This is a genomic window from Mycobacterium bourgelatii (assembly GCF_010723575.1).
Classification (GTDB): domain Bacteria; phylum Actinomycetota; class Actinomycetes; order Mycobacteriales; family Mycobacteriaceae; genus Mycobacterium; species Mycobacterium bourgelatii.
Genome location: NZ_BLKZ01000002.1, coordinates 448,437 through 471,189, shown reverse-complemented (window position 1 = coordinate 471,189; position 22,753 = coordinate 448,437). Strand labels below are relative to the sequence as shown.

Here is a 22,753-nt window from a genome sequence, read left to right as displayed (position 1 = left end):
AGCCAGCTGCAGTCTTGTGTCATGAGCATCTCTCGAAAATTGAACAGGACGATGGCCGGGGTCGTGGCGGCCGGTGGTGTAGGCGTATTCACCACTGCGGGAGTGGTATTCGCCGCCGGCGCTGCCCACGCCGATCCTGCCCCCATGGTGTGCCAGGACGGCGGCACGAAAGCGACCCCGACCAACAGCTGCACCTATCAGTGGTGTCCGGGTTCACCCGAACTGAAGAACATGCCCGACTGGGATCGAAGCGTCTGCCACCCTTGGTATTTCGACCAGAACAGTCCGTTGACTGACTCGAGGATCATCGAAGGCTTTCCGCCGCCCTATCCTCCGCGAGTGTGTATTCCGTTCCTGCCCAACTGCGAGCCGTAGGGGCGGCCCCGGCGCGATTCCCCCGCCTCGTCCTCGTCGAACGTGTGGGATATGCACCCGCCGTGCAAGATTCGGGGCAAAACCCCCCACGTTCGGCGGCGGGGGCCTTCGAAGCTCCTCGTCGAACGTGCGGGATCTGCACCCGCCGTGCGAGATTCGGGGCCAAATCCCGCACGCTCGGCGCAAGGGCCAAGGCGCAAGGGGCAGGCGACGGCCCGACGTCTCAGCTCCTACGCAGCGGCGCCGGGTCCCACAACCCGCTGCGCGTCACCGTGTCCAATTTCGGCTCGGCGGGTCGCGCGTCGGGGTACCACGGCGTCAAGCGTTGCAGCGACCCCCAGTCCCGGAACCAGTCGTCCTTGAGGTAGCTGGCCACCGTGGTGGTGTGCAGCAGCAGTTCGGTGACGCCCAACGGGCCGCCGCCGTTCTTGTCCATCACGGGGGAGTTGGCTTCGGCGCCGAAGCGGTCCGGCAGGATGCGCCATTTCGGTGTCTCGTTGACGCCGTTCTGATGTCCGAACGGACGCTGGCACGGGAAGGCCAGCCCGACAAGCCAGTCCAGGAACACCGGATCCTGCGAACCCACCACATCCTGCAGCGTTTGGACCTTGGGAATGCGCGGCGGTGTCAGCGCAATCCAGTGTTGGGGCGCCAGGTCCTGGTCCTCGGCGACGAGCCGAATCTGCGTGGCGTCACTCGGAATTGCCGACAGCGGCAGTCGGAGGTTGCGCCAGGCGGGTGCAGCGCCGACGTCGCCCAAGCCGAACGATCCGCCGGCACGTCCGCTCGCCGCGCCTTCGTCGGTGGCCCACTGCACCTGGACTTCTCGCGGGTCGAAACGGCCGGCCGCCGTAACCACCAGCAGCGGTGCCTGGCCCCACTGGTCCCGCGGTGGTAGGCGGTACCACGCGGAGCGCAGTGTGGCCGGCACCTGAACGCCGCTGCGCCAGCTGCCGAGCACCGGGGTGCGGGCCGGGTCCAGGTTGAACGGCAACCGGGCGCGGGAACCGTTGATGCCGGGCGCGGCGGTGGTGCCTCCTTCGGTGCCGGGGTCGCTGCCGGTGATCAAGCCGTCGTCGCTGAGGAAACTGCGGTCGAAGGCACGTTCCATCACCGGGTCGGCGGACACATCGGCGGGGATACCGTTGGGCGTGAACGCTTCCGAGAGACCCGCGCCCAGCGCGTCGCCCACCGACGCGTTCACCGGCGACAGCATGCCGGCGTTGGGGTCCTGCTCCACCAGCACGTCTTCGGCCAGCCCGCACGTCTTGCCGGTCAGCGCTTGGAGGTTGGAACGCCCCACCGTCCACGCCGGATACTGTCCGATCATCGCCAGGGTGAGCGACGCCACCTCGAAGGTCACCAGCGCCCACGCCGCAATTGCCAAGGGCGCCTGCACAAGTCCTTCCAGCCGCGTCCCGAGCCGTGTTTTCGGCGGTTCGTTCTCGGTGGCGATGAAGTTGAACCAGGCTGCCAGCAGCAGCACCACCACCGTCAGCCCGAGCAGCATGGTGGTGAACCCGAAGTGCCACTCCGGGAACTCATTCGACCACGGCACACCGAAATTCGACACATACCACCAGCCGTTGACGCTGGCGAATGACAACGCAACGAGGAACAGCACCGCCGCGGCGAACATCGTTCGGTTGCGTCGCGAGCGCATTGCCGCGGCCGTGACCGCGACGGCGGCCAGTGCCCCCAGCGATCCGGCCAACCCGGCGAACACGCCGAAGTGGTGCGTCCACTTGGTGGGAGTGAACATCATCGCGATGAACGAGATGATCGTGATTCCGACGATGCGGCGGCTCGGACCGGTGGCGGTGCCCGGAATTCGGCCCTTGCGCAACGACATTGCCACCGTGATCGCCAGCGCGAGCACCAGCGCCAGCACCGCGAAGCGGCGCGCCACCGACCCGTCCGGGCTGGCCATGAACAACCGCTCGTAGCGGATGTGTTCGTCGAACCAGCTCAAGCTGGGCCCGAGGGCGCGCTTGAGGGCGGTCGCCTGCATCTCGCCGGCCAGGGTCTGGTCGCGGAAGATCAGGATCGTGGTGACCGTGGCCGCGGCCATGATGGGCGCCAGCAGCGGCAGCGCACCGAACTGTCTGGACCGGCGATGCATGATGGTGCGCAGCGGACCGATCGCGACCAGCAGCGCCCCGATGGACGCGATACCCGTCGGCCCCGAGAACAGGGTCAGGGCACCGATGATGCAGGCGGTCGCCACCGGCAGCAGTCGGTTGGTGGCCACCGCGCGCTCCACCGAGCACCAGGTGAGCAGGATGCCCAGGGCGATGATCGGCTCGGGCCGCAGCCCGTTGTCCAGCGGCAGCCAGACCGCCAGGAACATGCCGGCCGCCGTCCACGCCGCGGCTCTGTTGGTCTTGACGGCGTGACCCAGTCGCGGGATGACCTCGCGGCTGATCACCCACCAGCAGGTCAGCGCCATCCCCAGCACCGGCAACCGCATCCAGATGCTGGTCGTGCTGACGTGCGACCACAAGGCCAGCAGGTCGTAGTACCAGCCGAACGGGGCCTCGGGGGTGCCCAGCCAGCGGTAGTAGTTGGCCATATATCCGGCGTGCTCGGAGACCCGCGCCATGGTCAGGATGTAGCCGTCGTCGGAAGTGTTGGCCCCGACGAAATGCCACCACACCAGCACCGCAATGACCAGCGCGTCCAGCGGTCCGAGCGACCACCACCGGGCCGGCAGGAAGCGGCGGTGCCGGGTGCCGTCGGCCGTGTCCAGAATGTGTAGCGCGATCAACGCCGCAAGGGTGAGCGTGAGCCCGAGGATCATCGCGGCGAGCTTCAGCGGCGTCGGGGCGCTGCTGTAACGGGTATCGATGGTCGCCGAGAAGTTCAAATCGGACGGCGCGGGACCGCTCAGGTCGGTGAACACCCCGACGATCTGCGGCCGGAAGTCGTAGCCACTCCTCTCACCGCGCAGTGGCTCGCCCGGGTGCTCGGCCTTGGGGCCCTGGGTGAGGCCGACGAATTCCGCGGTGACCTTGTCGGCGTGGGCGGTGAAGGTTAGGCGTTGGCAGGCCGGGCTCAGCACCTCGCTCATGGGGGCGCTGACCACCGGCACATTGCGCACCACGAGGACGAGCTCGTCGTTGGAGCGTTCCAGCAGCAGCCCTCGGTCGACGGCCTTCGGCGCCTGTTTGGGAACGGTGGACAGCAGCACCGTCTTGCCGTTGTTCTGAGGCCCGGTCAGCCCGGCGGCGGCCTGACACGGCACGGTGATGGTCAGTTCCGTCGCGACGTAGCTGATCAGCGGCGCTTCGACGCTGCTGAACGTGCCGTTCTGCGGCCAGTTGAGCTCAGCGGTGGTCTGCTTGACCGGCAGCAGCGGCGTGGCCAGCGAAAGGACCGTCCCGAGCAGACCGGCGACGATCGCGACGAGGCGAGCGATCCGATATTTCGCGCCCGCGTCGTTCACGGAGGTAGATGCTAATTGCTCGACGATCCGCGGGGAGGTTTCGGTAGCCATCAGGCACGCGCCTCGGGCTTGCGAATTGCCAGGACGAACGGCCCGATGGTTTCGACGGCGAAGCGCGGGTCGGTAAACAGCGACGACTTGAGCTCGACGGTGTAGCGGCGCACGTTGGGCTGGTTGGGGTAGACGTCCTCGGCCAGGCGCAGGGTGTAGGTGTTGCCCGCGCCGCGGCGCATCAGGAACACGGTCGGCGGCTGCCACGGCAGCTTGTCGAGGGCGCTGACGAACTCGTCGGTGGTCTGCAGCTTGGACCAGCTCTCGATCGCGGCGGCGCGCTTGTCGAACTGTGCCAGCGGGTTGGCGTAATGCGGCGTCAGGCCCTGGAAGCCCCAATAGGGGTAGTAGGACAGGAAGCTGTAGTCGGCGGTGAGGACGACGATCTCGTCGCGGGGCTTACCGGTGACACGCTGGATCGCGGCGTCGATGGCCGGGTAGTACTTCTCCGAGCTGGGGGGTCGACGATCGCCGCGCTCGCCGTGGCCGTCGGTGTCGGTGTACGCGATGGTGATGTCCGGCCGCAGCACGTCGGGGATGTCCTGGCTGAACGCGATCGCGCCGGTCAGCCCGATGGCCGCGGCGATGGGAATGATCACCCGGCTGCGGCCGGCCAGGGCCCGCGCCGCCTCGATAAAGCCGAACACCCCGGCCGCCACCAACAGCACGCTCAGGGTGGGCTGTAGCCGGAACGACAGCAGCGTGGTGCGCGCCAGTGTGGTCAGCATCGACAGCAGCGACCACAGGTAGAGGGCCAGCACGCCGATGCCCAGCGCTGCGGCACGTACCGACGACCGCGCCCGGATGACCAGCCACAGCGTGCCGATCATGCAGATCGCGCCCAGTAGGGAGAACTGCAGCATGGGGAAGGTCAGCTGGGCGCCGTCGGCCGGCAGGTAGTGCTGGGCGCTGCCGCTGCCGCTGACCGGGGAGCTGAGCGTGCGCAGCAGGTACGGCAGCCAGGTGATGGAGGCGATGGCCGCCGCGATGACCGCGATGACCGCGAGCCGGAACAGCGGGTCCAGCGCCGCCTTCTTGTTGATACGCCAGCGCGAGGCGGCTAGCAGCAGCGCCATCAGCGTCACCGTGAACGCGCTGTAGGCCACCAGCAGCGTGTACCAAGTGGCCGCGAAGCCCAGGAAGAGGCCGGCGCCGACGACCGCCGCCCAGCCGGCTCTTTTGTTCTCGCCGAGCGTCACGCCAGCGTGGCCGTCGGCGTCGGGCGCCACGCTGGCGTGACGCTCGGCGGTGGGCGGTGCCCCCAGCTCGGCGGTGGGCGGTGCCCCCAGCTCGGCGGTGGGCGGTGCCCCCAGCTCGGCGGTGGGGACCCGCGCGCCGGCCCGCAGGCCCGACCAGGCCAGCACCAGCGTTGGCGGCAGTAGCACCGCGATCATCGCGGCGTAGGGTTCCGGCGAACTGTAGGCCAGCGTGACCGCCGTGGTGGCGATGGTGACGATCAGCGCGTACTCGAAGCGGATCATCCGCCACCACAACACCAACGCGACCGCGGCCGCGATGGTGATCGACGTGATCGCCCACGGCTTGAACATCTCCCAACCGGGTGTCCCGGTCAGGGCCGCGGCCCGCCCGCCGATCCAGAACCAGCCCGGCGGATAGAACGGTGGCAACCCGATGTACGTCATGTCCTGCAGGGCGGCGCTGTCGGTGAGCCGGGTCAGGTATTCGGTCCGGAACTGCTGGTCGACGGAGATGCCGTACAGGTACAGCTTGGTGGCGCCCAGCGGCATGCCCAGGGTCACCACGCTGAAGGCCGACACGAACACCAATCCGCCCAGTTGCGCCAGCGCCCGAAACCTGCCCCGCCGCCACAACCAGCCCACCCCGAGCAGCCCGGCCAGGCAGCCGACTTGGCCGACGGTGGTCAACGCATGCAGTTGGTTGGACGACGGGTACGCGGGCCATTCCACCCGCGAGACGGCCACCAGGGATACCACCGAGACCAGGATGGCCACCGTCGCCGCCACGGCCATCTGTCCCAGGGTGGCTAGCGCATTACCCCCGCGAGCCAGTGTGTTACCACCGCTCGGCATGGTCAGATGGGCAGCTTGCGGAAGATTTTCCGCGGGATGTGACGCAACACCATCATCACGTAACGGAATGCTGCTGGCGCCCAAACCAGTTCCTTACCTTTTGCTGCCGCGGTCACCGCGAGATCGGCGACGTACTCCTTGTCGACGGTCAACGGAGCTTCCTTGATGTGCGCGCTCATCCGGGTGCGGACCTGGCCGGGACGGATCACCAGAACGCGAACACCGTACTCGCGCAGCGCTTCTGAGAGCCCCAGATAGAAACCGTCCAGACCGGCCTTGGTGGACCCGTAGACGAAGTTGGATCGCCGAACCCGTTCGCCGGCCACCGTGCTCATCGCGATGATCTGCCCGAAGCCCTGGGCCTTCATCTTCTGACCCAGCAGAACTCCCACGGAAACTGCTGCGGTGTAATTGATTTCCGCGATCTGCACGGCCTTGCGCTGGTTCTGCCACAGCTCTTCGGCGTCGCCGAGCAAGCCGAAGGCGACGATGGCCACGTCCACGTCACCCCCGGCGAATGCCTGGTCGATCACCTTGGGATGGCTGTCGGTGTCCACCGCGTCGAAGTCGATGAGCTCCACCGACCGCGCCCCGGCGGCCTTCATCTGAGCGACCGCGTCGTCTCGTCCCGGGTCGTCTGGCAGGCAGGCCAACAGGATTCGTGCCGATGCGTTGCGCAGGTAGCGCTCGCAGATCGCCAGACCAATTTCGGACGTTCCGCCGAGCAGCAGGATCGTCTGCGGGTTTCCTACGGCATCAAGAACCATTGCGCACCATTTAGAGCAGCTCCAAACGTCGGGCCATGTCGGAGGCGAACACCTGGTTCGGGTCTACCTTGCGGCGCACGGCGATCCACTCGTCGATGCGCGGATACATGGCGTGGAAGGTCTCGGCGGTGGTCCGAGAGTCTTTGGCTGTGTAGAGCCGGCCGCCGAATTCCATTACCCGGCGGTCGAGTTCGCTGACGAACTCGTTGAGGCCGGGCTTGATCGGGAAGTCGACGCAGATGTTCCAGCCGGGGATCGGGAAGCTCAGCGGCGCCTTGTTGCCGGGTCCGAACAACTTGAACACGTTGAGGAACGAGTAGTGGCCGCTGGCTTGGATGTCGACGATGATCTTCTTGAACTCGTCGACAGCCTCGGTGGGAATCACGAACTGGTACTGCAGGAATCCCGCAGGGCCGTAGGCGCGGTTCCACTCACCGAACATGTCCAGCGGGTGGTAGAACTGCGTCAAGTTCTGGATCTTGCCGCGGTAGGTGCCCGACTTGCGGTACCAGAGTTCGCCGATCGGCCCGAAGGTGTACTTGTTGGCCAGCCCGTTGGGGAAGATGTCGGGCAGCGTAAGCAATTGGGGCGCATCGAATTTCAGCGGATTGCGGGCGAGCTTGGCGGGCAGCTGGTCCAGGGTCGCCAGAGAGCCGCGCGATACGGCCGCGCGGCCCAGCTTCGGGGGAGCGCTGATCGCGTCGAACCAGGCGCTGGAGTACGTGTAGTTGGCCTCGCTGCCGTCGCTGTGCAGGGCGATGGTTTCGTCCAGGCTGGCGGTGATGTCGCCGTCGGCGATGAAGTACGCCGTCTCGGTGGGTGTCATCTCTATGGTGGCGCGCAGGATGATCCCGGTCAGGCCGTTGCCCCCGACGGTGGCCCAGAATAGTTCGCTGTCGGCGCTGTCCGGGCCGTCCGAAGTGAGGTGATGGATCTCGCCATCGGCGGTCAGCAGGTCCATGCTGCGCACGTGGTTACCGAAGCTGCCTGCGCTGTGATGGTTCTTGCCGTGGATGTCGCAGGCGATCGCACCGCCGATGGTGACCTGCCGGGTGCCGGGCAGGACCGGGACCCACAGCCCGAACGGCAGCGCCGCCTTCATCAACTGGTCGAGGTTCACCCCGGCGTCGACATCGGCCAGCTTGGTGTCGGCGCTGATCGAGTGGATCTTGTTCAGCGAGCTCATGTCGATGACCAGCCCGCCGCCGTTCTGGGCGTTGTCTCCGTACGAGCGGCCCAGCCCGCGCGCGATCACGCCCCGCCCGTGTGCGACGCCGCCGGAGTCGGCCGCGCGGGCCACCGCCTTCGCGATCACCTCCGGATCGGGGGTGCGGAGTACCTCCGCGACCGACGGCGCGGTACGGCCCCACCCCGTCAAACGGGTCGGGACGGCGGTCTCAGGGGTGCTCGACATCGTCAAAGAGGCTACCGCCTGGCCGGGTGAGGTTGCGGGACGCTGGCGTTTCGCTGTGCGGAGCTCAACTCGCGAGGGTGTGGCCTATCGCCCTGCAAGTGGCCGCGGGGGTGCTTAGGGCACACGTTCGGCGCGCCTGCTCGAAGTCTCGAACCGTCGAGCGTGTGGCCAGTGGCCCTGGAAATTGTGGTGGGGGTGATTAAGGCACACGTTCGGCGCCAAGGCGGCAAGGCAGCGTCAGCGGACCCGGAAGATCACCGTTCGCTGCACGATGAAATTGATCACCGTCGCGGTCCCCTGCGCGATGACGAATGCGACGGGTATCGCCCACCCCCGGGACTCCAACAGCTCAAGGGTCAGGTGGTTGAGCCCGACCTGCACCGCGAACGTGATCCCGTACAGCACCATGACCGCGATGAACCGCGCGGTGCTCGGCGCCGCCTGGAACGTCCAGCGACGGTTGATCAGATAGGCCGTGATGGTGCCGGCGATGAAGCTGATGGCCTTGGCCAGGTCGACCTGCAGGCCGGCCACCTTATAAAGCAGCACGTAGAGACCGAAGTCGACGATCGCCGAGAACCCGCCGGTGAGGATGAAGCGGGTCGCCTGGGCCGACAGGTGCAGCTGCTGGGGTGGGGCCGCCGCTGACTCAGCCGGTGACTCGGTGGGCTCTGGCGGCAACATCAAACGGAAGTCTAGACGCCGGCCGGGCGGCCGTTAGCTGGGCAGCTTCACCGCGATCAACTCGACCTCCTGCTGCCCTTGCGGGGTGGAGTAGGTCACCGTGTCGCCGGCTTCGTGCCCGGCCAGGGCCTGTCCCAGCGGACTGCGCGCGGTCAGCGTCTCGGCTTCGTGCCCCACCGGTGTCTCCTCGACGATGGAGATCACGTGCATGGTGACCACTTCACCGTCGGAGAAGCGCAGCGTCACCTCGGTGCGCTGGGCAGTGTCCCCTCGCCGTTCGGTGGCTCGGAGCCGGTGGGCTCGCCCTTCAACCGCCGATCGAGCTCGTTGATTCGATCGGCGAGGACGACCAGTTCGTCGGCCCGCTGAATCGCCTCGGCCGCGTCACCGTGATCGCCGATCATGCCGCGGTCGTTCTTGACCTCGACTTCCAGACGCTCGCGTCGTTGCCGCAGCCGTGCCAGCTCGGCGGCGAGGTGCTCGCGTCCGGCGGCCGCCAAACCCTTCGAATCGACTTCTTCGGTCACGTGCGCCGACCTTTCGCCCCCAATGGGATGCCATGTGGCCATTCAGTGATACACCACTAGCAGCTAGTAGTCACTGGTATTAGCCACACGTATACCCAGGGAAACATGCGCGACTCTTAAGCGCCCTCCACCGACGCGGGCAGGGGAGTCACGTTGTCCTCGGCGGTGTCCCCGGCGTCGTCCTTCGCGACTCCATTGCGCAGCGCGTCGAAGATGGCCAGTCCCTGGGAAACCAGCCCGCTGGCCACCTGGCTGATGCCGTCGGCGCCGTTGAGCACGGTGACGTTGGCGTTCGAGAGTCCCAATGCGGCCTTCTCCACGATCACGGGCAGCTGGTCGATGAGCAGCTTGTCCAGCGCCACGCGGTTGTGCGAAGCGGCCGCCTCGGCCTGGATCTTCATCTTCTCCGCGTCGGCAACAGCCAGGATCCGGACGCGTTCGGCTTCGGCCTCCGCGGGCTTGACCACCTCGGCAACCAGTTCCTGCTGGCGCAACTCGGCGGCGCGCTGGGCCAACTCGGTGCGCATTGCCAACACCTCACGCTGCGCCTGAGCTTCGGCCAGCGGGCCGGACTGGGCGGCCTGCGCCTGCGCCTTGTCCACCTCGGCCTTGTACTGCGCCTTGACGATCGCGGTCTCCCGGGCGAACTCGGCCTGCTTGCGCTGCGACTCCTGCTCGGCCTCGGCGGCCTTCTGGTCCGCCTGTGCCTGGGCGATCTGCGCCTGCTGCTGCACAGCGGCGTTGTGCGGCGCCGACATCGCCTTGATGTAGCCCAGCCCGTCGTCGTCGATGGACTGGATCTGCAACGCGTCTACGGCCAGACCGATCCGGGCCATCTCTTCCTTGGAGCCGTCGAGCACCTCGGTGGCCAGCTTCTGGCGTTCGCGGATGATCTGCTCGACGGTCATCGAGCCGATGATCGAACGGAGGTGGCCGGCGAAGATCCGGCCGGTCAACACCTGCATCTGGTCTTGCTCGGACAGGAACCGCTGCGCCGCGGCGATGATGCTCTCGGTGTCGTTGCCGACCTTGAACGCGATCACTGCCCGGACGTTGAGGGTGATGCCCTGTTGGGTGACGCACTTCTCGGCGACTTCGGCCTCACACATGGCCAGGGTCAGGAACGCGGCCTTGCGAAAGAACGGTATGACGAAGGCGCCGTGGCCGGTGACGACGCGGAACGGGGCGTTGCCCTTGGCCTTGCCACCAGAGATGAGCATGGCCTCATCCGGGGCGGGCACTTTGTAACCGAGCATTGTGTGGCTCCTTGAACTTTGGGAGGTGGGAATCAGAGAGGGTGGTGCGGGTCGTGCCACGGCTCCACGACCACCGTCCGGGCACCGCGGGCTTCGACGACGAGCACTGTGGTGCCTTTGGGTAACGGTTCATCGGAGCGGGCCAGAAACGTCTCCTTGGTCCCGCGCACCGTCACGACGACCTCACCGGGACCGTGGATCCCGCGTGTCGCCACGATCAACGTCCCCACGCAACCGATTACTGAGACGTCGCTCACACAGGCATACTGCTCCATCAGACGGGAGGTTCGGCAGTCAGGGTGATGACGTTGTTGCGGCTCTCCCGAGCGATCACCCGGGACACCCAGACCCGGCCCGCGGTCGCCTGAAAGACGATGCTGTCGACGGTGTCGAAAACCCACGCCGCCGAGGCCTGCATCCCGGTGCTGATCATGATCCGCAGATCGATCACTCCCCGCTCAGCTAGCAGTTCGAACAACTCGAGGTGCGGGTCGTCGGCGGCGACCAGCGTGGTGTGGTCGAACTGGCGGCGCAGCTCCGTCCGGACGTCCTTGAGGACACGGTTGTTCAGTACCGCCTCGGAGTCGGGTTCTGTTTCCGCGCAGGCGAATTCGATGTCGAATGACAGTTCATAACCGTGTAGGTAGACGTGCTTGCCTTGCCGGGACCACGAGCGGTAGCAGCACGGAAAATCGGCGAACCGCTTGCGAAGGTGGAATTGTGCAGACTGGCCTATGGGCGCGTCGTCACGATGGATCGTGGCGGTATGCACGGCCTCGGACAACATCACGTTACTCATTTCCTGCTTGTTCCTTTCGCATTTCTTGCCTTGCCAGCGTGAGGAATTCGCGTTGCTGGTCGGCGCTGTGCCGGAAGGACCCGTAGAACGCCAGCGTGGTCGTCGGCCCGGCCAGTGGCGCGCAGCCGTGTTCGGTGGCGCAGCTGTAACCGCCCTCCACCATCACGCCCACCCCGCGGGGCGCGAGCTGGTGGTGCAGCCACAAACCCATTCGCGTGGTCATCCGTTGCTGCTCTTGAATGCCACGCGAACAGGCCTCCACTATGCGGAGGAATTCGGTTGAGCTCAACTCATTTTCGCCGTGGACGTAGCCGATGTGGACAACGCCGTAGTACGGAAGCAGGTGCTGTTCACAGAGTGAACTGAAGCGAATCCCGCGTATCAGGACCAGCTCGTCGTCGGCGACGGCGGCCGGTGCGGCCCCTGGTCTCACGCTCTGTCCGATGGGAAATTGCAGCAGCGTTCCGCCGGTGTGCACCGATCCGTTGTCGTGACGCAGCATTTGATGGCCCCCTGGTGTCGTTCGTGATCCCGGGGCCTAGCTTCTAGGCAAGTCCTTGACGGATTCTTGAAGGATTCTTGGAAGATTCTCAAAGCGGTCGGCGGGCATCGGGATCCCAAGGATTCGCCGAGTTTTTCTAAAGACCGGCAGCCGAGTCTTTCGGCATGCGCATCATCCGCAATGTCGTTCTCGCCGTACTCGGTGCCGCCGTGACGCTGGGCCTGGCGACCGGGCTGGCCCACGCCGCCTCGTCGCACGGGCACCGGGGTAACACCGCCAGGATGTACGGGGACCCGGCGGCCGCCGCGCCGTACTGGCGGATGCAGTCGTACGACGACTGCGCGTTGATGGCTTCCGCCGACGTGATCGCCCAGCTGACCCACCGCGAACCCACCGAGCAGGAGGTGATCGCGCTGGCGCAGAGCCTGCCCAGCCAGTCGCGGCGCGGGCCGATGTACACCAGCGGTTATGGGACCGACCCGGCCGATCTTCCGCTGCTGCTTTCGCGGTACAGGGTGAGCGCGGTCTACGTCGACAACGTCGGCATGGAGGCATTGGAGCGCTACCTGGCCAACGGCAACAAGGTGATCGTCGGCGTCAACGCCGAGCTCATCTGGGGCATCCCGGTGGTCAACCGCGACCAGTCCGGCAACCCCGTGGCGGACCACGCGGTGGTCGTCACCGGTGTCGACACCGCCGCCGGGAAGGTGCATCTCAACGACAGCGGCAACGCGCAGGGCCGCGACGAGACGGTGCCCATCGACGTCTTCGTCCGGTCGTGGGCCACCGGAGGGGACCAGATGGTTGTCGTTTAGCCGACAGCAAGCTGACCGGGGTCGCCGGGATTGCCCTTCGAGCCGTCGGGCCCCACGGCGCCAATCACGCCGATCGCACCCGTTGCGCCGGCCGTGCCGCTCAGCGCGCCACCCGTCCCGCCGCTGCCGCCACTGCCGGCGGCACCGCCCCCGCCGCCGCTACCCTCGTCGCCGCCAAGGCCACCATCACCGACCCGGCTTGGGTGGAGGGCGGAACCACCGTGCCCCCCATCACCGCCGGTGCCCCCGCTGCCTCCGGTCCCGCCGGTACCGCCGGCACCGCCCACGCCGCCGACCCCGGCCAGCAGGCCGCTCGCGCCACCGTTGCCGCCGGTCCCGCCGGCCCCACCGGTCCCACCGGTCCCACCGGCCCCGCCAGCGCCGCCGGTCCCACCTTTGGAGAGAATCGCAATGTCGGCGGTGGGGGTGCCTGCGTTGCCACCGGCGCCCCCTGCCCCGCCGAAGTCGCCGATCCCGCCGGTGCCGCCAAATCCTCCGGTACCGCCGGCGCCGCCATCGCCGATCAGCAGTCCACCCCGGCCACCATTGCCGCCGGCCCCACCCGTTCCGCCAGCGCCGCCGGCGGCGCCCATGGTCCCGGCGCCTCCCGCACCGCCGCCGCCGGCAATCGCTTCACCGTTCGGACCTGTGGCCACGGCGTTACCGCCATCGCCACCGGCACCACCCGCTTGTCCGAATCCGGAGCCAGAACCGCCGGCACCACCGGTGCCGCCAGTCGCAGTATGAGTGCGCGGGCTTGAGCTGGTGGCATTGCCGCCAGTTCCGCCATCCCCTCCAGGGCCTCCTGCGGCGCCCGTGCCGCCGAGACCACCCGCCCCACCCACCGCCGACGTAGTGATGCCTGACCCGGTGGCTACCGCGTCACCGCCCGAGCCACCCGTGCCCCCCGCCGCACCGGGGGCGCCAGTGAAACCCTGGCCACCGGGGCCACCGGTGGCAATCACCTGGTCGGTACCGGTGACGTTGGCCGCGGTGCCGGGGAGCCCACTGTTCGCAACGGCGCCACTGGGGGTGTCGTTTATTCCGTTGACGCCGGTCAGGCCGGTGCCGCCGGACCCGCCGTTGCCCCCACTGCCGAACCACAAGGCGTTGCCGCCGTCGCCGCCACGGCCGGGATTGCCGCCATTGATTCCCGCTAATGCAGCGCCACCAGCTCCGCCGTGGCCGCCGTTGCCAAACAGCAGGCCCCCGGTGCCCCCGACGCCGCCGGCAGCCCCGGCTCCGCCCTGTCCGCCGGATCCGCCGTTGCCGAACAAGCCTGCGCTACCGCCCGCCCCGCCGGCCGCCCCCGCGGCAGTGCTCGTGCCACCCGCCCCGCCGTTGCCGAACAACAACCCGCCTGCGCCGCCCGGCTGGCCCACGCCATCCATGGTTACGCCTGCGGCGCCGTCGCCGATCAGGGGCCTGCCCAACAGTGCCTGGGTGGGCGCGTTGATGACGCCCAGCACTTGCTGCTCGACGACCTGGAGCGGAGCTACGTTGGCGGTTTCGGCGCTCGCGTACGACTCAGCTGCCGCACTCAACGCTCGAGTGAACCGGGTGTGGAAAGCGGCGACCTCCGCGCTGACCGCTTGAAATTCCTGAGCATGCCGACCGAAGAGCGCCGCGATCTGCGCGGAAACCTCGTCAGCCGCAGCGGCGAGCACGCTCGTCGTAGGAGCCAGTGCGGCCGCGTTCGCCGTGCCGACGGCCGACCCGATTTCGGCGACTTCCTGCACCGTATTTATTAGCCAGGCTGGGTTCACGAGCACGAATGACATCGCGGCGCCTCTCAAGAAGGTCGAGTTCGCGCCCGTTGACTGAGATGAATTCAGTTAGCGCCGCAATGTGCGAAAATTCAAGAGCCACTTTCCGCTGGCAGGGCGACACTGCTGGGTCGCTAGGCGGCTGAGCCGATCAACGTCGCAATATCTGAGCGATGTTGAACAGTCCGGAAACCAGAGTGCCCCCGCTGAACAGTCCCGAGACGTAGCCGCTGAAAGCGGGGTCCAAGTCGGGGTTGGGCAGGCCGATGTTTGCTATGCCAGACATAGAGCCGGTGATGAAAGAGCCGCCGTAGGCCGTGTTGAAGAACCCCGACATCACGCCGTTGATGAGTCCGCCGCTGGCCACGTTGAAAAAGCCGGACATGACGCCGTCGCTAAAGCCGCCGCTGGCCCTGTTGTTAAAGCCTGAGATTCCATCACCCACGTTGTTGAAGCCGGAGTTAGGAAGGCCACTGTTAGTGGTGATTCCGTAGCCGGTATTGGCGGAGCCCGAGTTCCAATAGCCCGTATTGATGTTGCCCGAATTTTCCCAGCCCGTATTCGCGATACCGGCATTCGACCAGCCCGTGTTTGCGACGCCGGAATTCCAGAAGCCGGTGTTTGTGCTACCCGCGTTCCCCACCCCGGTGTTCAACTCGCCGGCGTTTCCGAAACCGAAGGTCACGCTACCCGCGTTCCCGATGCCGACGCTCAACCCGCCCGAGTTTCCGATGCCGAAGTTGGCGATGCCGGCGTTCCCCAAGCCGACGTTGTTCAGAGCGCCCGGGTCGGCGGCGTTGATCCCCGAGTTGAAGATTCCGACGTTGCCGCTGCCGGAGTTGAAGAAGCCGATGTTGTTTGTACCGGAGTTGCCGAAGCCGATATTGCCAATGCCGGAGTTCAACCCGGCCAGGTTGATGCCGGTCTGATGATCGCCGGTGAGGCCGATTCCGAAGTTACCGTTGCCGGTGTTGCCAAAGCCCCAGTTCGCGAACCCGGTATTGCCGAAGCCCCAGTTCGCCAACCCGGTGTTGCCGCCACCGATGTGTGCGTCGCCGGTGTTTCCACCGCCCACGTCGACACTGCCGCTGTTGCCGACGCCGAAGTTGTTGTCGCCGACGTTGCCCATGCCCACGTTCAAGCGATCCGTCACAGCGTTGCGATTTCCGAAACCGATGTTGGTACCGACGTTTCCCGCGCCGATGTTGTTGTTGCCGTAGTTGCCGAACCCGATGTTGTCGTTGCCGTAGTTTCCGCTGCCGATGTTGCCGTTGCCGGTGTTGCCGCTGCCCTGATTGAGGTCGCCGCGGTTTCCGCTGCCGATGTTGTTCTTGCCGGTGTTGCCGTTACCGATGTTGTCGGTGCCGATGTTGCCGATGCTTAGGCCTTTCAGGAATTGCTGCAGGCCCTCCGGAATCGGAATCAACTGCGCGGCCGCCGATAACGCCCCGGAGTGGTAGCCGGCCATGGCGGCCACGTCGGCGGCCCACATCGCTTCGTACTGGGCCTCAAGGGCCATGATTCCGGGCACGTTGAGCCCGAGGAAATTTGACCGGACCAACTGCGTGAACGCCTCCCGATTGGCGATGACCGCCGTCGGGTGAATCGTCGCCGCCAGCGCGGCCTCGAACACGCTGGCGATCGCCTGGGCTTGCGTCGCTGCACCCGCAGCGGACGCCGATGCCGCGCTCAGCCACGTCGCATAGGGCGCGGCTGCCATCGCCATTGCCGCCGCGGCCGGACCCTGCCAGGCCCCGCCGGCCAGTCCCGAGGTGATTGAGGCAAACGAATTCGCCGCCACTCCAAGCTGATCCGCCAGCCCAACCCAGGCCGCCGCGGCCTGCAGCATCGGCGCGGCACCTGCGCCCTCGAACATCAAGAACGAATTGATCTCCGGCGGCAGAATCTGGAATCCGACCATGGCTGAGCCCCCTCACCCGCTTTCCGGGGCGAGCAACGCTCGGGGCACGTGGCCACGGGCGGTGTCGCCCGGGAGTTTCCGAGCTCATCGTCGCCCGGGTCGGAGCTGTGGGTTTACGTAGTTGACTACTTAAAATCGACGGCCTGACGCGAAGTGGAAGCCGTCGCTACGCCAGGGCTATCCGGGTAAGCCGTCATTGCCAACTGTGCCGGTGGAGCCGGCCCCGCCGCCGGCGCCCGCGCCGCCCACAAGTGCACCGCCGGTCCCGCCGCTGCCGCCGGCGCCCGCGGTCCCCCCAGCGCCACCGTCTCCGCCGAATCCGCCGAAACTGCCCTTCCCGGTGTTGCCGGACTGGGGACCGGCGCCGCCGGATCCTCCGAGGGCACCCGCGCCGCCTTTTCCGCCGCCACCGCCGGTCCCGCCGCCGCCGCCGACGCCGCCTGCACCGCCGCTTCCCATCAGGAGCCCGCCGGCACCACCGCTACCGCCGGCACCGCCCGTCCCGCCGGCACCGCCCGTGCCGCCCTCGCCGGCGTCGCCGCCATCGCCACCTGCGCCAACGACCGTGATGGGGGCGATACCACCGTCGCCGCCGGCACCGCCGGCACCGCCGGTAGCGCCGGATCCTCCCACGCCACCCAAGCCGCCGGCGCCGCCGGCACCGCCGTCACCGATCCACAGACCGCCGCGTCCGCCGTTCCCACCCGCGCCACCGGTCCCGCCGGCACCGCCCGCGCCGCCGTTGCCGCCTTCACCAGCATCGCCGCCCGCGCCACCGGTGGCGTCGAGAACACCGGTGACAGAACCACTGGCGCTACCGCCAGCGCCGCCGGCGCCGCCGGCACCGCCGATATCGCCGGAACCTCCCACCCCACCCAAGCCGCCCGCGCCTCCAGCCCCGCCGTTGCCGACCAACAGGCCGCCCCGCCCGCCGTTCCCGCCGGTGCCGCCCGTTCCGCCCACGCCTCCTTCAGCGCCTGCGGTACCGGCACCGCCAGCTCCGCCGTTCCCGCCTTTTGCGATGAGTGTGCCTTTGCCACCGCTCGCGCCCAGCCCGCCGTCCCCGCCGGTCCCGCCGGCCCCGCCCGACGCCCCTCCGGCCGCCCCATTACCGCCAGCTCCACCGATGGCTATGGTTTCGCCCGTGCTCATGACTGGAGTCTGCGCTACGGCCGCCCCCCCGGCTCCGCCATCACCGCCGGCGGCGCCGGCGCCGGCCGCGCCCCCGTCCCCGCCAGCTCCGCCCATGGCGATGGCTCCATTAGCGGCGCCGGTGCCGATGGCTTGCGCAGTGCCGCCTTCTCCGCCGGTACCGCCGGCCACCCCTGCGCCACCGCTGGCACCGTTGCCACCGATGCCGCTGCCGACGATGAGGCCTTCCTCACTAGATACGAAGTTCGTTGTGCCGTTGGCTCCGGTCGCCGCAGTGGCACCCGACGGGGTCGGGTTCACCCCATTCGCCCCTGCCAGGCCGGTGCCACCCTGCCCGCCGTGGCCGCCGTTGCCGAACCAAATGGCGCTACCGCCGTCGCCGCCGCGTCCGGCAAGACCGCCATTGATGCCAGCCAGTGCCGCCCCGCCCGGCCCACCGGCACCACCGTTGCCGTACAGCAGGCCCCCGGTGCCGCCACTACCGCCCGTCGCGCCCGCACCACCCGCGCCGCCGGCGCCACCGTTGCCGAACCATCCAGCGCTGCCGCCCGCTCCGCCGGGCGCCCCGGCCGCCGTGCTGGTGCCGCCGGCGCCACCATTGCCGAACAACAGTCCGCCGGGTCCGCCGGCCTGGCCCACTCCGTTCACGGTGGCCCCGGCGGCTCCGTCGCCGATCAGCGGTCGCCCCAGCAATGCCTGGGTGGGCGCATTGATGACCCCGAGTACCCCCTGCTCGACGATCTGCAGCGGTGAGGCGTTGGCCGTCTCGGCAATCGCATAGGAGTTCCCGGCTGCGCTCAGCGCTTGAACGAACTGGGCGTGGAACAGCGCGGCTTGCGCGCTGATTGCCTGATATCGCTGGGCATGAAGGCCGAAGATCGCAGCAATCTGCTCTGACACTTCGTCCGCCGCGGCGGCCACCTAGTTCGCCGTGGGCGCCACCGCGGCGGCATTGGCCGCACCGAGGGAGGAACCGATGCCGGCGACGTCTGCGGCCGCTGCCGACAACCATTCGGGAACCGCCGTCACGATAAGGGGCATGGCTAAGCCTTCCTGCCCCCGACCGCTCAGTGACCGCCTGATTGATCACCGATCCGGTGAAGCGGATCGTACGTCGGTATTGACGGTTGTGTCACTGGTATTGACGTGTTTTGCAATTCAGAAGTGACTGTGACCGCCCTTGGGGCGTTGGGCCACCCGCAGCGAAGGTCATCCACTGATGTCAAGGAATCGACTTGATGTGCCCGCAGTCGTTGGGTATCAACCGAATTCGAGCAAGGTGTAGGCGCCCCGCAGTGGCTTGATCGTCGGGAACTGCCAGAGCGCGGGATAGATCGTTCCGAAGAACACCCCGCTGCCTTTGGGTATCGGTATGTCATGCACCGCGCGGATGCCGGGAACGGTGTCGGCCAGCTTGGCCAGTTGACGCGCCGAGAGGCTGAACGGCATCGGCGGCACCCGGTATCGCTTGGACGAACGCATCCCCTTCGGTGCCAGCTTCTTGACGATGGTCGGTGGCACATCGAAGAACATCTCGCCACCGGGGAATCGTCTGGCGCACTCGGTGATAAGTCCCAGCGCCTCGTGCGGCTGCAAATACATCAGCAGCCCTTCGGCGGTGATGAACACACCGTTACGGGTGTCGATCGCGTCCATCCAGCTGTAATCCAGGGCAGATTGCGCTATCTCGGTGATCCGTGGTTCGCGCGGTAACAGGCGGCGGCGCAGCTCGATGACCGGTTCCAGATCGATGGACACCCAATGGAATTGGGGATCATCCAACGCGCTACTCAGCCGCCAGAAACTGGTCTGGAAGCCTTCGGCAAGGGCGACCACCGTGGCATCAGGGTGCTGGCCGAGGTAACCGAGCGCGCATCGGTCGACGGCCAGCGACCGCAACGCCATCTCCTGGCCCTTGCGGCGGCCGAACTTGTCGAAGTCGAAGTCGATGGATTCGACGAGCCGGACGGCCATCGGGTCGTCGATGATCGCGTCCGCGCGGCCGGCCTGGTAGGCCCGGCCGCGGAGGGTGAACAGCGCTGTCTCGGATACGCCGCCAAGCAGGCTGGCGTCGATCTTGCGGGGCTCACTCAATGCCGCGACTCCTAAACCCAGTACGGCACCCGCGCGCGATACTGCCGCATCGCAACCGCAGCCAGCAGCCATCCGACGATCGTCAGGACCACCACCACCGCCCAGTGCCGCAGTTCTTGGTGGGCACCCAGCAGCGGTGCCCGCACGATGTCCAAGTAGTGCAGCAGCGGGTTGAGTTCGACGATCTTCGACCACTGGCTGGCGCCCTGCTGTCGCAGCGTTTCGTCGTTCCAGATGATCGGCGTCATGAAGAACAGCAACTGCACCACGGAGAAGAGCAGGGGGCCGATGTCGCGGTAGCGGGTCGCCAGGATGCCGAAACACAGTGACACCCAAACGCAGTTGAGCACGATCAACGCCAGCGCCGGGATGACCGACAGATCCGCCCACGACCACGGCTTGGGGAAGATGATCGCGATGACCACGTAGATCACGATGTTGTGCGCGAACAGGATCATCTGCCGCCAGACCAGCCGGTAGACGTGCACGCTCAACGGCGTCGGCAACTGCTTGATCAGGCCCTCGTTGGCGACGAAGACGTCGGCGCCCTCCAGGATCGCGGCGTTGATCAGATTCCAGATGATCAGCCCGAGCGTGACGTACGGCAGATGCACCGACAGCTCCAGGTGGAACAGCTTCGAATACAGCCCGCCCATCGCGACGGCGGTGGTTCCGGTTGCGATGGTGATCCAGAACGGGCCCAGCACCGAGCGGCGGTAGCGCTGCTTGATGTCCTGCCAGCCCAGGTGCAGCCACAACTCGTGACGATGGAAGCCGTCAACTAGATCACGCTTGGCGCGGGCGAACGTTCTGGATTGCGCCGCCGCATCGGTGAATGTCATGAGGACCCTCCGGGCTTGGTGAAGATTTCGCGGCGTCCCAAGCGGCGCAACCGGATCCACTCCAGTAGGCCCTTGGGGTCGCGGCGGGTTACCAGGAAGAACCAGCCGAACCGCACCCATTCCTGCGGCAGCAATTTCCGCAGACCTGGTTGCGACAACACGTAGCCCCGGTTGCGGTAGGTGAAGAAGCGCTTGCCGGGGTCGTCGGGGTATTGGGTGTGCATTCGCCCGCCCAGGATCGGCTTGAACTCGTCGGAACCGCACGGATGTAGGTAGACCGCGTCCAGGCAGGTGCCGAACGGCAGGCCGGAGCGGACCAGACGACGGTGCATCTCGACCTCGTCGCCGCGGATGAACAGGCGCAGGTCCGGGACGCCCACCGCTTCCAACGTCGACGCACGGAACAGCGCGCCGTTGAACAGCGAGGCGATGCCGGGCAGCAGGTCCTGGCCCGGCTCGGTGCGCAGTTCGCTGGCCCGCCGGCGCCATACCAGGCCGCGTCGCAGCGGGAACGCCAGCTGATCCGGGTCGTCGATGTTGCACACCATCGGCGACACCTCGGCCAGGTCGTGCTTCTTGGCGCACGCCAGCAGGGTCTCGAGCACCTTCGGGTCCTGTGGGCGTCCGTCGTCGTCGGCCAGCCAGATCCAGGTCGCGCCGTGCGCCAGCGCCAGCAGCATGCCGAGGGCGAAACCGCCTGCGCCACCGAGGTTTCGGCGTGAGTTCAGATAGATGGAGGTGATCTGCTGCGCGGCAACCAAGTCGTGGATGCGGCTGTCGCCGGAGTCGTCGTTGTCGATGACGATCAAGCGGTCCGGCGCCCGGGTCTGCGCGGTTAGCATCTCCAACGAACGGGCCAGTTCCTCGGGACGCCGGTGGGTCACCACGACGGCGAAGACGGATTCACTCATTCGGAGCGGCAGTGCCCTGTGTCTCGGCCAGCACTTCGCGGACGTGCCGGGCCGCATCCTCACCCTCGTAGGCACGGACCACATCTTCGATGCCGCCGGTGAGCTTGATGGTGCCGTGGTCGATCCACATCGCGGTTCGGCACAGCCGGGCCAGGAACTCGTTGGAGTGGCTGGCGAACACCAGGATTCCGGAGCGCTCGACCAGGCTCTGCAGGCGCGACTGCGCCTTCTTCAGGAACTCGGCGTCCACCGCGCCGATACCTTCGTCGAGCAACAAGATCTCGGGGTCGATGCTGGTGACGACCCCCATGGCCAGCCGCACCCGCATGCCGGTGGAGTAGGTGCGCAGCGGCATCGACAGGTACTCGCCCAGCTCGGTGAATTCGGCGATCTCATCCACCTTGCTCAGCATCTGCTTGCGGGTCTGTCCCAGAAACAGGCCGCGGATGATGATGTTCTCGAAGCCGGAGATCTCGGGATCCATGCCGACCCCAAGGTCGAAGACCGGCGCCACCCGCCCGGTGACCTTCGCCCAGCCCCGGGTCGGTTCGTAGATACCTGAGAGCAGCCGCAGCAGGGTGGACTTGCCGGCGCCGTTGTGTCCAACCAGGCCGACGCGATCGCCGAGGTTGAGCTCCATGGTGATGTCGCGCAACGCCTCGATGACAACCACGTTGGAGCTGTTGCGTCCGATCGTGCCGCCCGCCTTGCCCAGGACGGCCTTCTTCAGGGACCGCGACTTGGCGTCGAAGATCGGAAACTCGACCCACGCATCGCGGGTCACGATGTGAGGCCCGGTCGACACGGCTTACAGGTACTGTCCCGTGCCGTGGGAACCGTGGTGACCGTGACCCGGTTTACCCAACCCCGGCGGCAATGCCCCCTGGCGCATCTGCTCGAGCTGCGCGCGGGCGGCCATCTGCTGAGCGAACAGCGCGGTCTGGATGCCGTGGAACAGCCCCTCCAACCAGCCGACCAATTGTGCCTGGGCGATGCGCAGCTCCGCGTCCGTCGGCGCCACGTCCTCGCTGAACGGCAGCGTCAGACGCTCGAGTTCTTCCCGCAGTTCCGGCGCCAGTCCGTCTTCGAGCTCGCGGATGCTGGTCGCGTGAATGTCGCGCAGCCGGGTACGGCTGGCTTCGTCGAGCGGCGCGGCGCGAACCTCCTCCAGCAACTGCTTGATCATCGTGCCGATCCGCATCACCTTTGCGGGCTGCTCGACCAGGTCGGTCAGTGAGCGCTCCTCGACGTCCTCGTCGTCCTCGGCGTCCGCATCGTTGCCGGCACGGAGCGCCAGCAGCCTGGGATCGACGCCGCCGATGACCTCGACGTCGTCCATATCGGGGTCATCGCTGCCCGAAGTCAACCCAATCACCATCCT

19 protein-coding genes and 2 pseudogenes are annotated in these 22,753 nt (G+C 67.2%); 2 read left to right on the top strand and 19 right to left on the bottom strand.

Going from position 1 to position 22,753, the window contains the following annotated elements; translation table 11 throughout:
• The first annotated feature begins 21 nt into the window (after nt 1-21).
• Nucleotides 22-375, top strand: coding sequence for a hypothetical protein (locus G6N68_RS27215; protein WP_163719270.1), 354 nt, complete (start codon nt 22-24; stop codon nt 373-375).
• A 223-nt stretch (nt 376-598) separates the two neighbouring features.
• Here the strand turns inward: G6N68_RS27215 and G6N68_RS27210 are convergent, their stop codons facing one another.
• From G6N68_RS27210 to G6N68_RS27165, 10 genes and pseudogenes are all read right to left on the bottom strand, one after another.
• Nucleotides 599-3,871: an arabinosyltransferase domain-containing protein gene (locus tag G6N68_RS27210; protein ID WP_163719269.1), complete on the bottom strand. Its 3,273-nt coding sequence runs from the start codon at nt 3,869-3,871 to the stop codon at nt 599-601.
• On the bottom strand, nt 3,871-5,922 hold the full coding sequence (locus G6N68_RS27205) for a galactan 5-O-arabinofuranosyltransferase (protein ID WP_163719268.1): 2,052 nt from the start codon (nt 5,920-5,922) through the stop codon (nt 3,871-3,873). The genes G6N68_RS27210 and G6N68_RS27205 overlap by 1 nt, the downstream gene beginning before the upstream one ends.
• 2 nt (nt 5,923-5,924) lie before the next feature.
• Nucleotides 5,925-6,689: a decaprenylphospho-beta-D-erythro-pentofuranosid-2-ulose 2-reductase gene (dprE2, locus tag G6N68_RS27200; RefSeq protein ID WP_163719267.1), complete on the bottom strand. Its 765-nt coding sequence runs from the start codon at nt 6,687-6,689 to the stop codon at nt 5,925-5,927.
• Nucleotides 6,690-6,699: 10 nt separating this feature from the next.
• On the bottom strand, nt 6,700-8,103 hold the full coding sequence (gene dprE1, locus G6N68_RS27195; RefSeq protein ID WP_163719266.1) for a decaprenylphosphoryl-beta-D-ribose oxidase: 1,404 nt from the start codon (nt 8,101-8,103) through the stop codon (nt 6,700-6,702).
• A 237-nt stretch (nt 8,104-8,340) separates the two neighbouring features.
• On the bottom strand, nt 8,341-8,787 hold the full coding sequence (locus tag G6N68_RS27190) for a GtrA family protein (RefSeq protein WP_163719265.1): 447 nt from the start codon (nt 8,785-8,787) through the stop codon (nt 8,341-8,343).
• 33 nt (nt 8,788-8,820) lie between these two features.
• Nucleotides 8,821-9,314 (bottom strand): annotated as a pseudogene (locus G6N68_RS27185) (GreA/GreB family elongation factor).
• Nucleotides 9,315-9,430: 116 nt separating this feature from the next.
• Nucleotides 9,431-10,570, bottom strand: a complete 1,140-nt coding sequence (locus G6N68_RS27180; protein WP_163719264.1) for an SPFH domain-containing protein — start codon at nt 10,568-10,570, stop codon at nt 9,431-9,433.
• A gap of 32 nt (nt 10,571-10,602) precedes the next feature.
• Nucleotides 10,603-10,827 (bottom strand): NfeD family protein, encoded by a 225-nt coding sequence (locus G6N68_RS27175; protein ID WP_163719263.1) that lies wholly within the window; start codon nt 10,825-10,827, stop codon nt 10,603-10,605.
• A 17-nt stretch (nt 10,828-10,844) separates the two neighbouring features.
• Complete coding sequence (locus tag G6N68_RS27170) at nt 10,845-11,369, bottom strand: 6-carboxytetrahydropterin synthase (protein ID WP_163719262.1); 525 nt, start codon at nt 11,367-11,369, stop codon at nt 10,845-10,847.
• Nucleotides 11,362-11,871 (bottom strand): GTP cyclohydrolase I, encoded by a 510-nt coding sequence (locus tag G6N68_RS27165; protein ID WP_163719261.1) that lies wholly within the window; start codon nt 11,869-11,871, stop codon nt 11,362-11,364. The genes G6N68_RS27170 and G6N68_RS27165 overlap by 8 nt, the downstream gene beginning before the upstream one ends.
• A gap of 164 nt (nt 11,872-12,035) precedes the next feature.
• Here G6N68_RS27165 and G6N68_RS27160 point away from each other — a divergent pair, with 164 nt between their 5' ends.
• Nucleotides 12,036-12,686 carry a C39 family peptidase gene (locus tag G6N68_RS27160; RefSeq protein WP_163719260.1) on the top strand — a complete coding sequence of 217 codons (651 nt, stop codon included), beginning with the start codon at nt 12,036-12,038 and terminating at the stop codon, nt 12,684-12,686.
• Here the strand turns inward: G6N68_RS27160 and G6N68_RS27155 are convergent.
• The 9 genes and pseudogenes from G6N68_RS27155 to G6N68_RS27120 form a co-directional block, all read right to left on the bottom strand.
• On the bottom strand, nt 12,683-14,467 hold the full coding sequence (locus G6N68_RS27155; RefSeq protein WP_163719259.1) for a PE family protein: 1,785 nt from the start codon (nt 14,465-14,467) through the stop codon (nt 12,683-12,685). The genes G6N68_RS27160 and G6N68_RS27155 overlap by 4 nt on opposite strands.
• Nucleotides 14,468-14,603: 136 nt before the next feature.
• Nucleotides 14,604-16,373 carry a PPE family protein gene (locus G6N68_RS27150; protein WP_163719258.1) on the bottom strand — a complete coding sequence of 590 codons (1,770 nt, stop codon included), beginning with the start codon at nt 16,371-16,373 and terminating at the stop codon, nt 14,604-14,606.
• Between the two features lie 177 nt (nt 16,374-16,550).
• The gene (locus tag G6N68_RS27145; protein WP_372517445.1) at nt 16,551-18,353 is read right to left on the bottom strand and encodes a PE family protein; all 1,803 of its coding nucleotides are present in this window, start codon (nt 18,351-18,353) and stop codon (nt 16,551-16,553) included.
• Nucleotides 18,342-18,566: pseudogene (locus tag G6N68_RS32435) on the bottom strand (PE family protein); the annotation flags it as partial. The gene G6N68_RS27145 and the pseudogene G6N68_RS32435, both read right to left, overlap by 12 nt.
• A gap of 219 nt (nt 18,567-18,785) precedes the next feature.
• A complete protein-coding gene (locus G6N68_RS27140) occupies nt 18,786-19,619 on the bottom strand; it encodes a class I SAM-dependent methyltransferase (RefSeq protein ID WP_240355939.1) in 834 nt (277 codons plus the stop codon).
• Between the two features lie 11 nt (nt 19,620-19,630).
• Entirely contained in the window at nt 19,631-20,461 is an 831-nt protein-coding gene (gene wzm / locus G6N68_RS27135) for a galactan export ABC transporter permease subunit Wzm/RfbD (protein ID WP_163719256.1), read from the bottom strand.
• The gene (gene glfT1, locus G6N68_RS27130) at nt 20,458-21,372 is read right to left on the bottom strand and encodes a galactofuranosyltransferase GlfT1 (RefSeq protein WP_163719255.1); all 915 of its coding nucleotides are present in this window, start codon (nt 21,370-21,372) and stop codon (nt 20,458-20,460) included. The genes wzm and glfT1 overlap by 4 nt, the downstream gene beginning before the upstream one ends.
• Complete coding sequence (gene wzt, locus G6N68_RS27125) at nt 21,365-22,177, bottom strand: galactan export ABC transporter ATP-binding subunit Wzt/RfbE (protein WP_163719254.1); 813 nt, start codon at nt 22,175-22,177, stop codon at nt 21,365-21,367. Before wzt ends, glfT1 begins: the two co-directional genes overlap by 8 nt.
• 3 nt (nt 22,178-22,180) lie before the next feature.
• Nucleotides 22,181-22,750 (bottom strand): bacterial proteasome activator family protein, encoded by a 570-nt coding sequence (locus G6N68_RS27120; RefSeq protein WP_163719253.1) that lies wholly within the window; start codon nt 22,748-22,750, stop codon nt 22,181-22,183.
• Nucleotides 22,751-22,753: the final 3 nt, after the last annotated feature.

What these genes read in the sequence shown, in the direction of transcription:
- G6N68_RS27210 (WP_163719269.1), bottom strand. Translation starts at nt 3,871, where the DNA reads ATGGCTACCGAAACCTCCCCGCGGATCGTCGAGCAATTAGCATCTACC.
- G6N68_RS27150 (WP_163719258.1), bottom strand. Translation starts at nt 16,373, where the DNA reads ATGGTCGGATTCCAGATTCTGCCGCCGGAGATCAATTCGTTCTTGATG.
- G6N68_RS27215 (WP_163719270.1), top strand. Translation starts at nt 22, where the DNA reads ATGAGCATCTCTCGAAAATTGAACAGGACGATGGCCGGGGTCGTGGCG.
- G6N68_RS27170 (WP_163719262.1), bottom strand. Translation starts at nt 11,369, where the DNA reads ATGAGTAACGTGATGTTGTCCGAGGCCGTGCATACCGCCACGATCCAT.
- G6N68_RS27180 (WP_163719264.1), bottom strand. Translation starts at nt 10,570, where the DNA reads ATGCTCGGTTACAAAGTGCCCGCCCCGGATGAGGCCATGCTCATCTCT.
- glfT1 (WP_163719255.1), bottom strand. Translation starts at nt 21,372, where the DNA reads ATGAGTGAATCCGTCTTCGCCGTCGTGGTGACCCACCGGCGTCCCGAG.
- wzm (WP_163719256.1), bottom strand. Translation starts at nt 20,461, where the DNA reads ATGACATTCACCGATGCGGCGGCGCAATCCAGAACGTTCGCCCGCGCC.
- G6N68_RS27165 (WP_163719261.1), bottom strand. Translation starts at nt 11,871, where the DNA reads ATGCTGCGTCACGACAACGGATCGGTGCACACCGGCGGAACGCTGCTG.
- G6N68_RS27160 (WP_163719260.1), top strand. Translation starts at nt 12,036, where the DNA reads ATGCGCATCATCCGCAATGTCGTTCTCGCCGTACTCGGTGCCGCCGTG.
- G6N68_RS27120 (WP_163719253.1), bottom strand. Translation starts at nt 22,750, where the DNA reads ATGGTGATTGGGTTGACTTCGGGCAGCGATGACCCCGATATGGACGAC.
- G6N68_RS27190 (WP_163719265.1), bottom strand. Translation starts at nt 8,787, where the DNA reads ATGTTGCCGCCAGAGCCCACCGAGTCACCGGCTGAGTCAGCGGCGGCC.
- dprE1 (WP_163719266.1), bottom strand. Translation starts at nt 8,103, where the DNA reads ATGTCGAGCACCCCTGAGACCGCCGTCCCGACCCGTTTGACGGGGTGG.
- G6N68_RS27155 (WP_163719259.1), bottom strand. Translation starts at nt 14,467, where the DNA reads ATGTCATTCGTGCTCGTGAACCCAGCCTGGCTAATAAATACGGTGCAG.
- G6N68_RS27205 (WP_163719268.1), bottom strand. Translation starts at nt 5,922, where the DNA reads ATGCCGAGCGGTGGTAACACACTGGCTCGCGGGGGTAATGCGCTAGCC.
- dprE2 (WP_163719267.1), bottom strand. Translation starts at nt 6,689, where the DNA reads ATGGTTCTTGATGCCGTAGGAAACCCGCAGACGATCCTGCTGCTCGGC.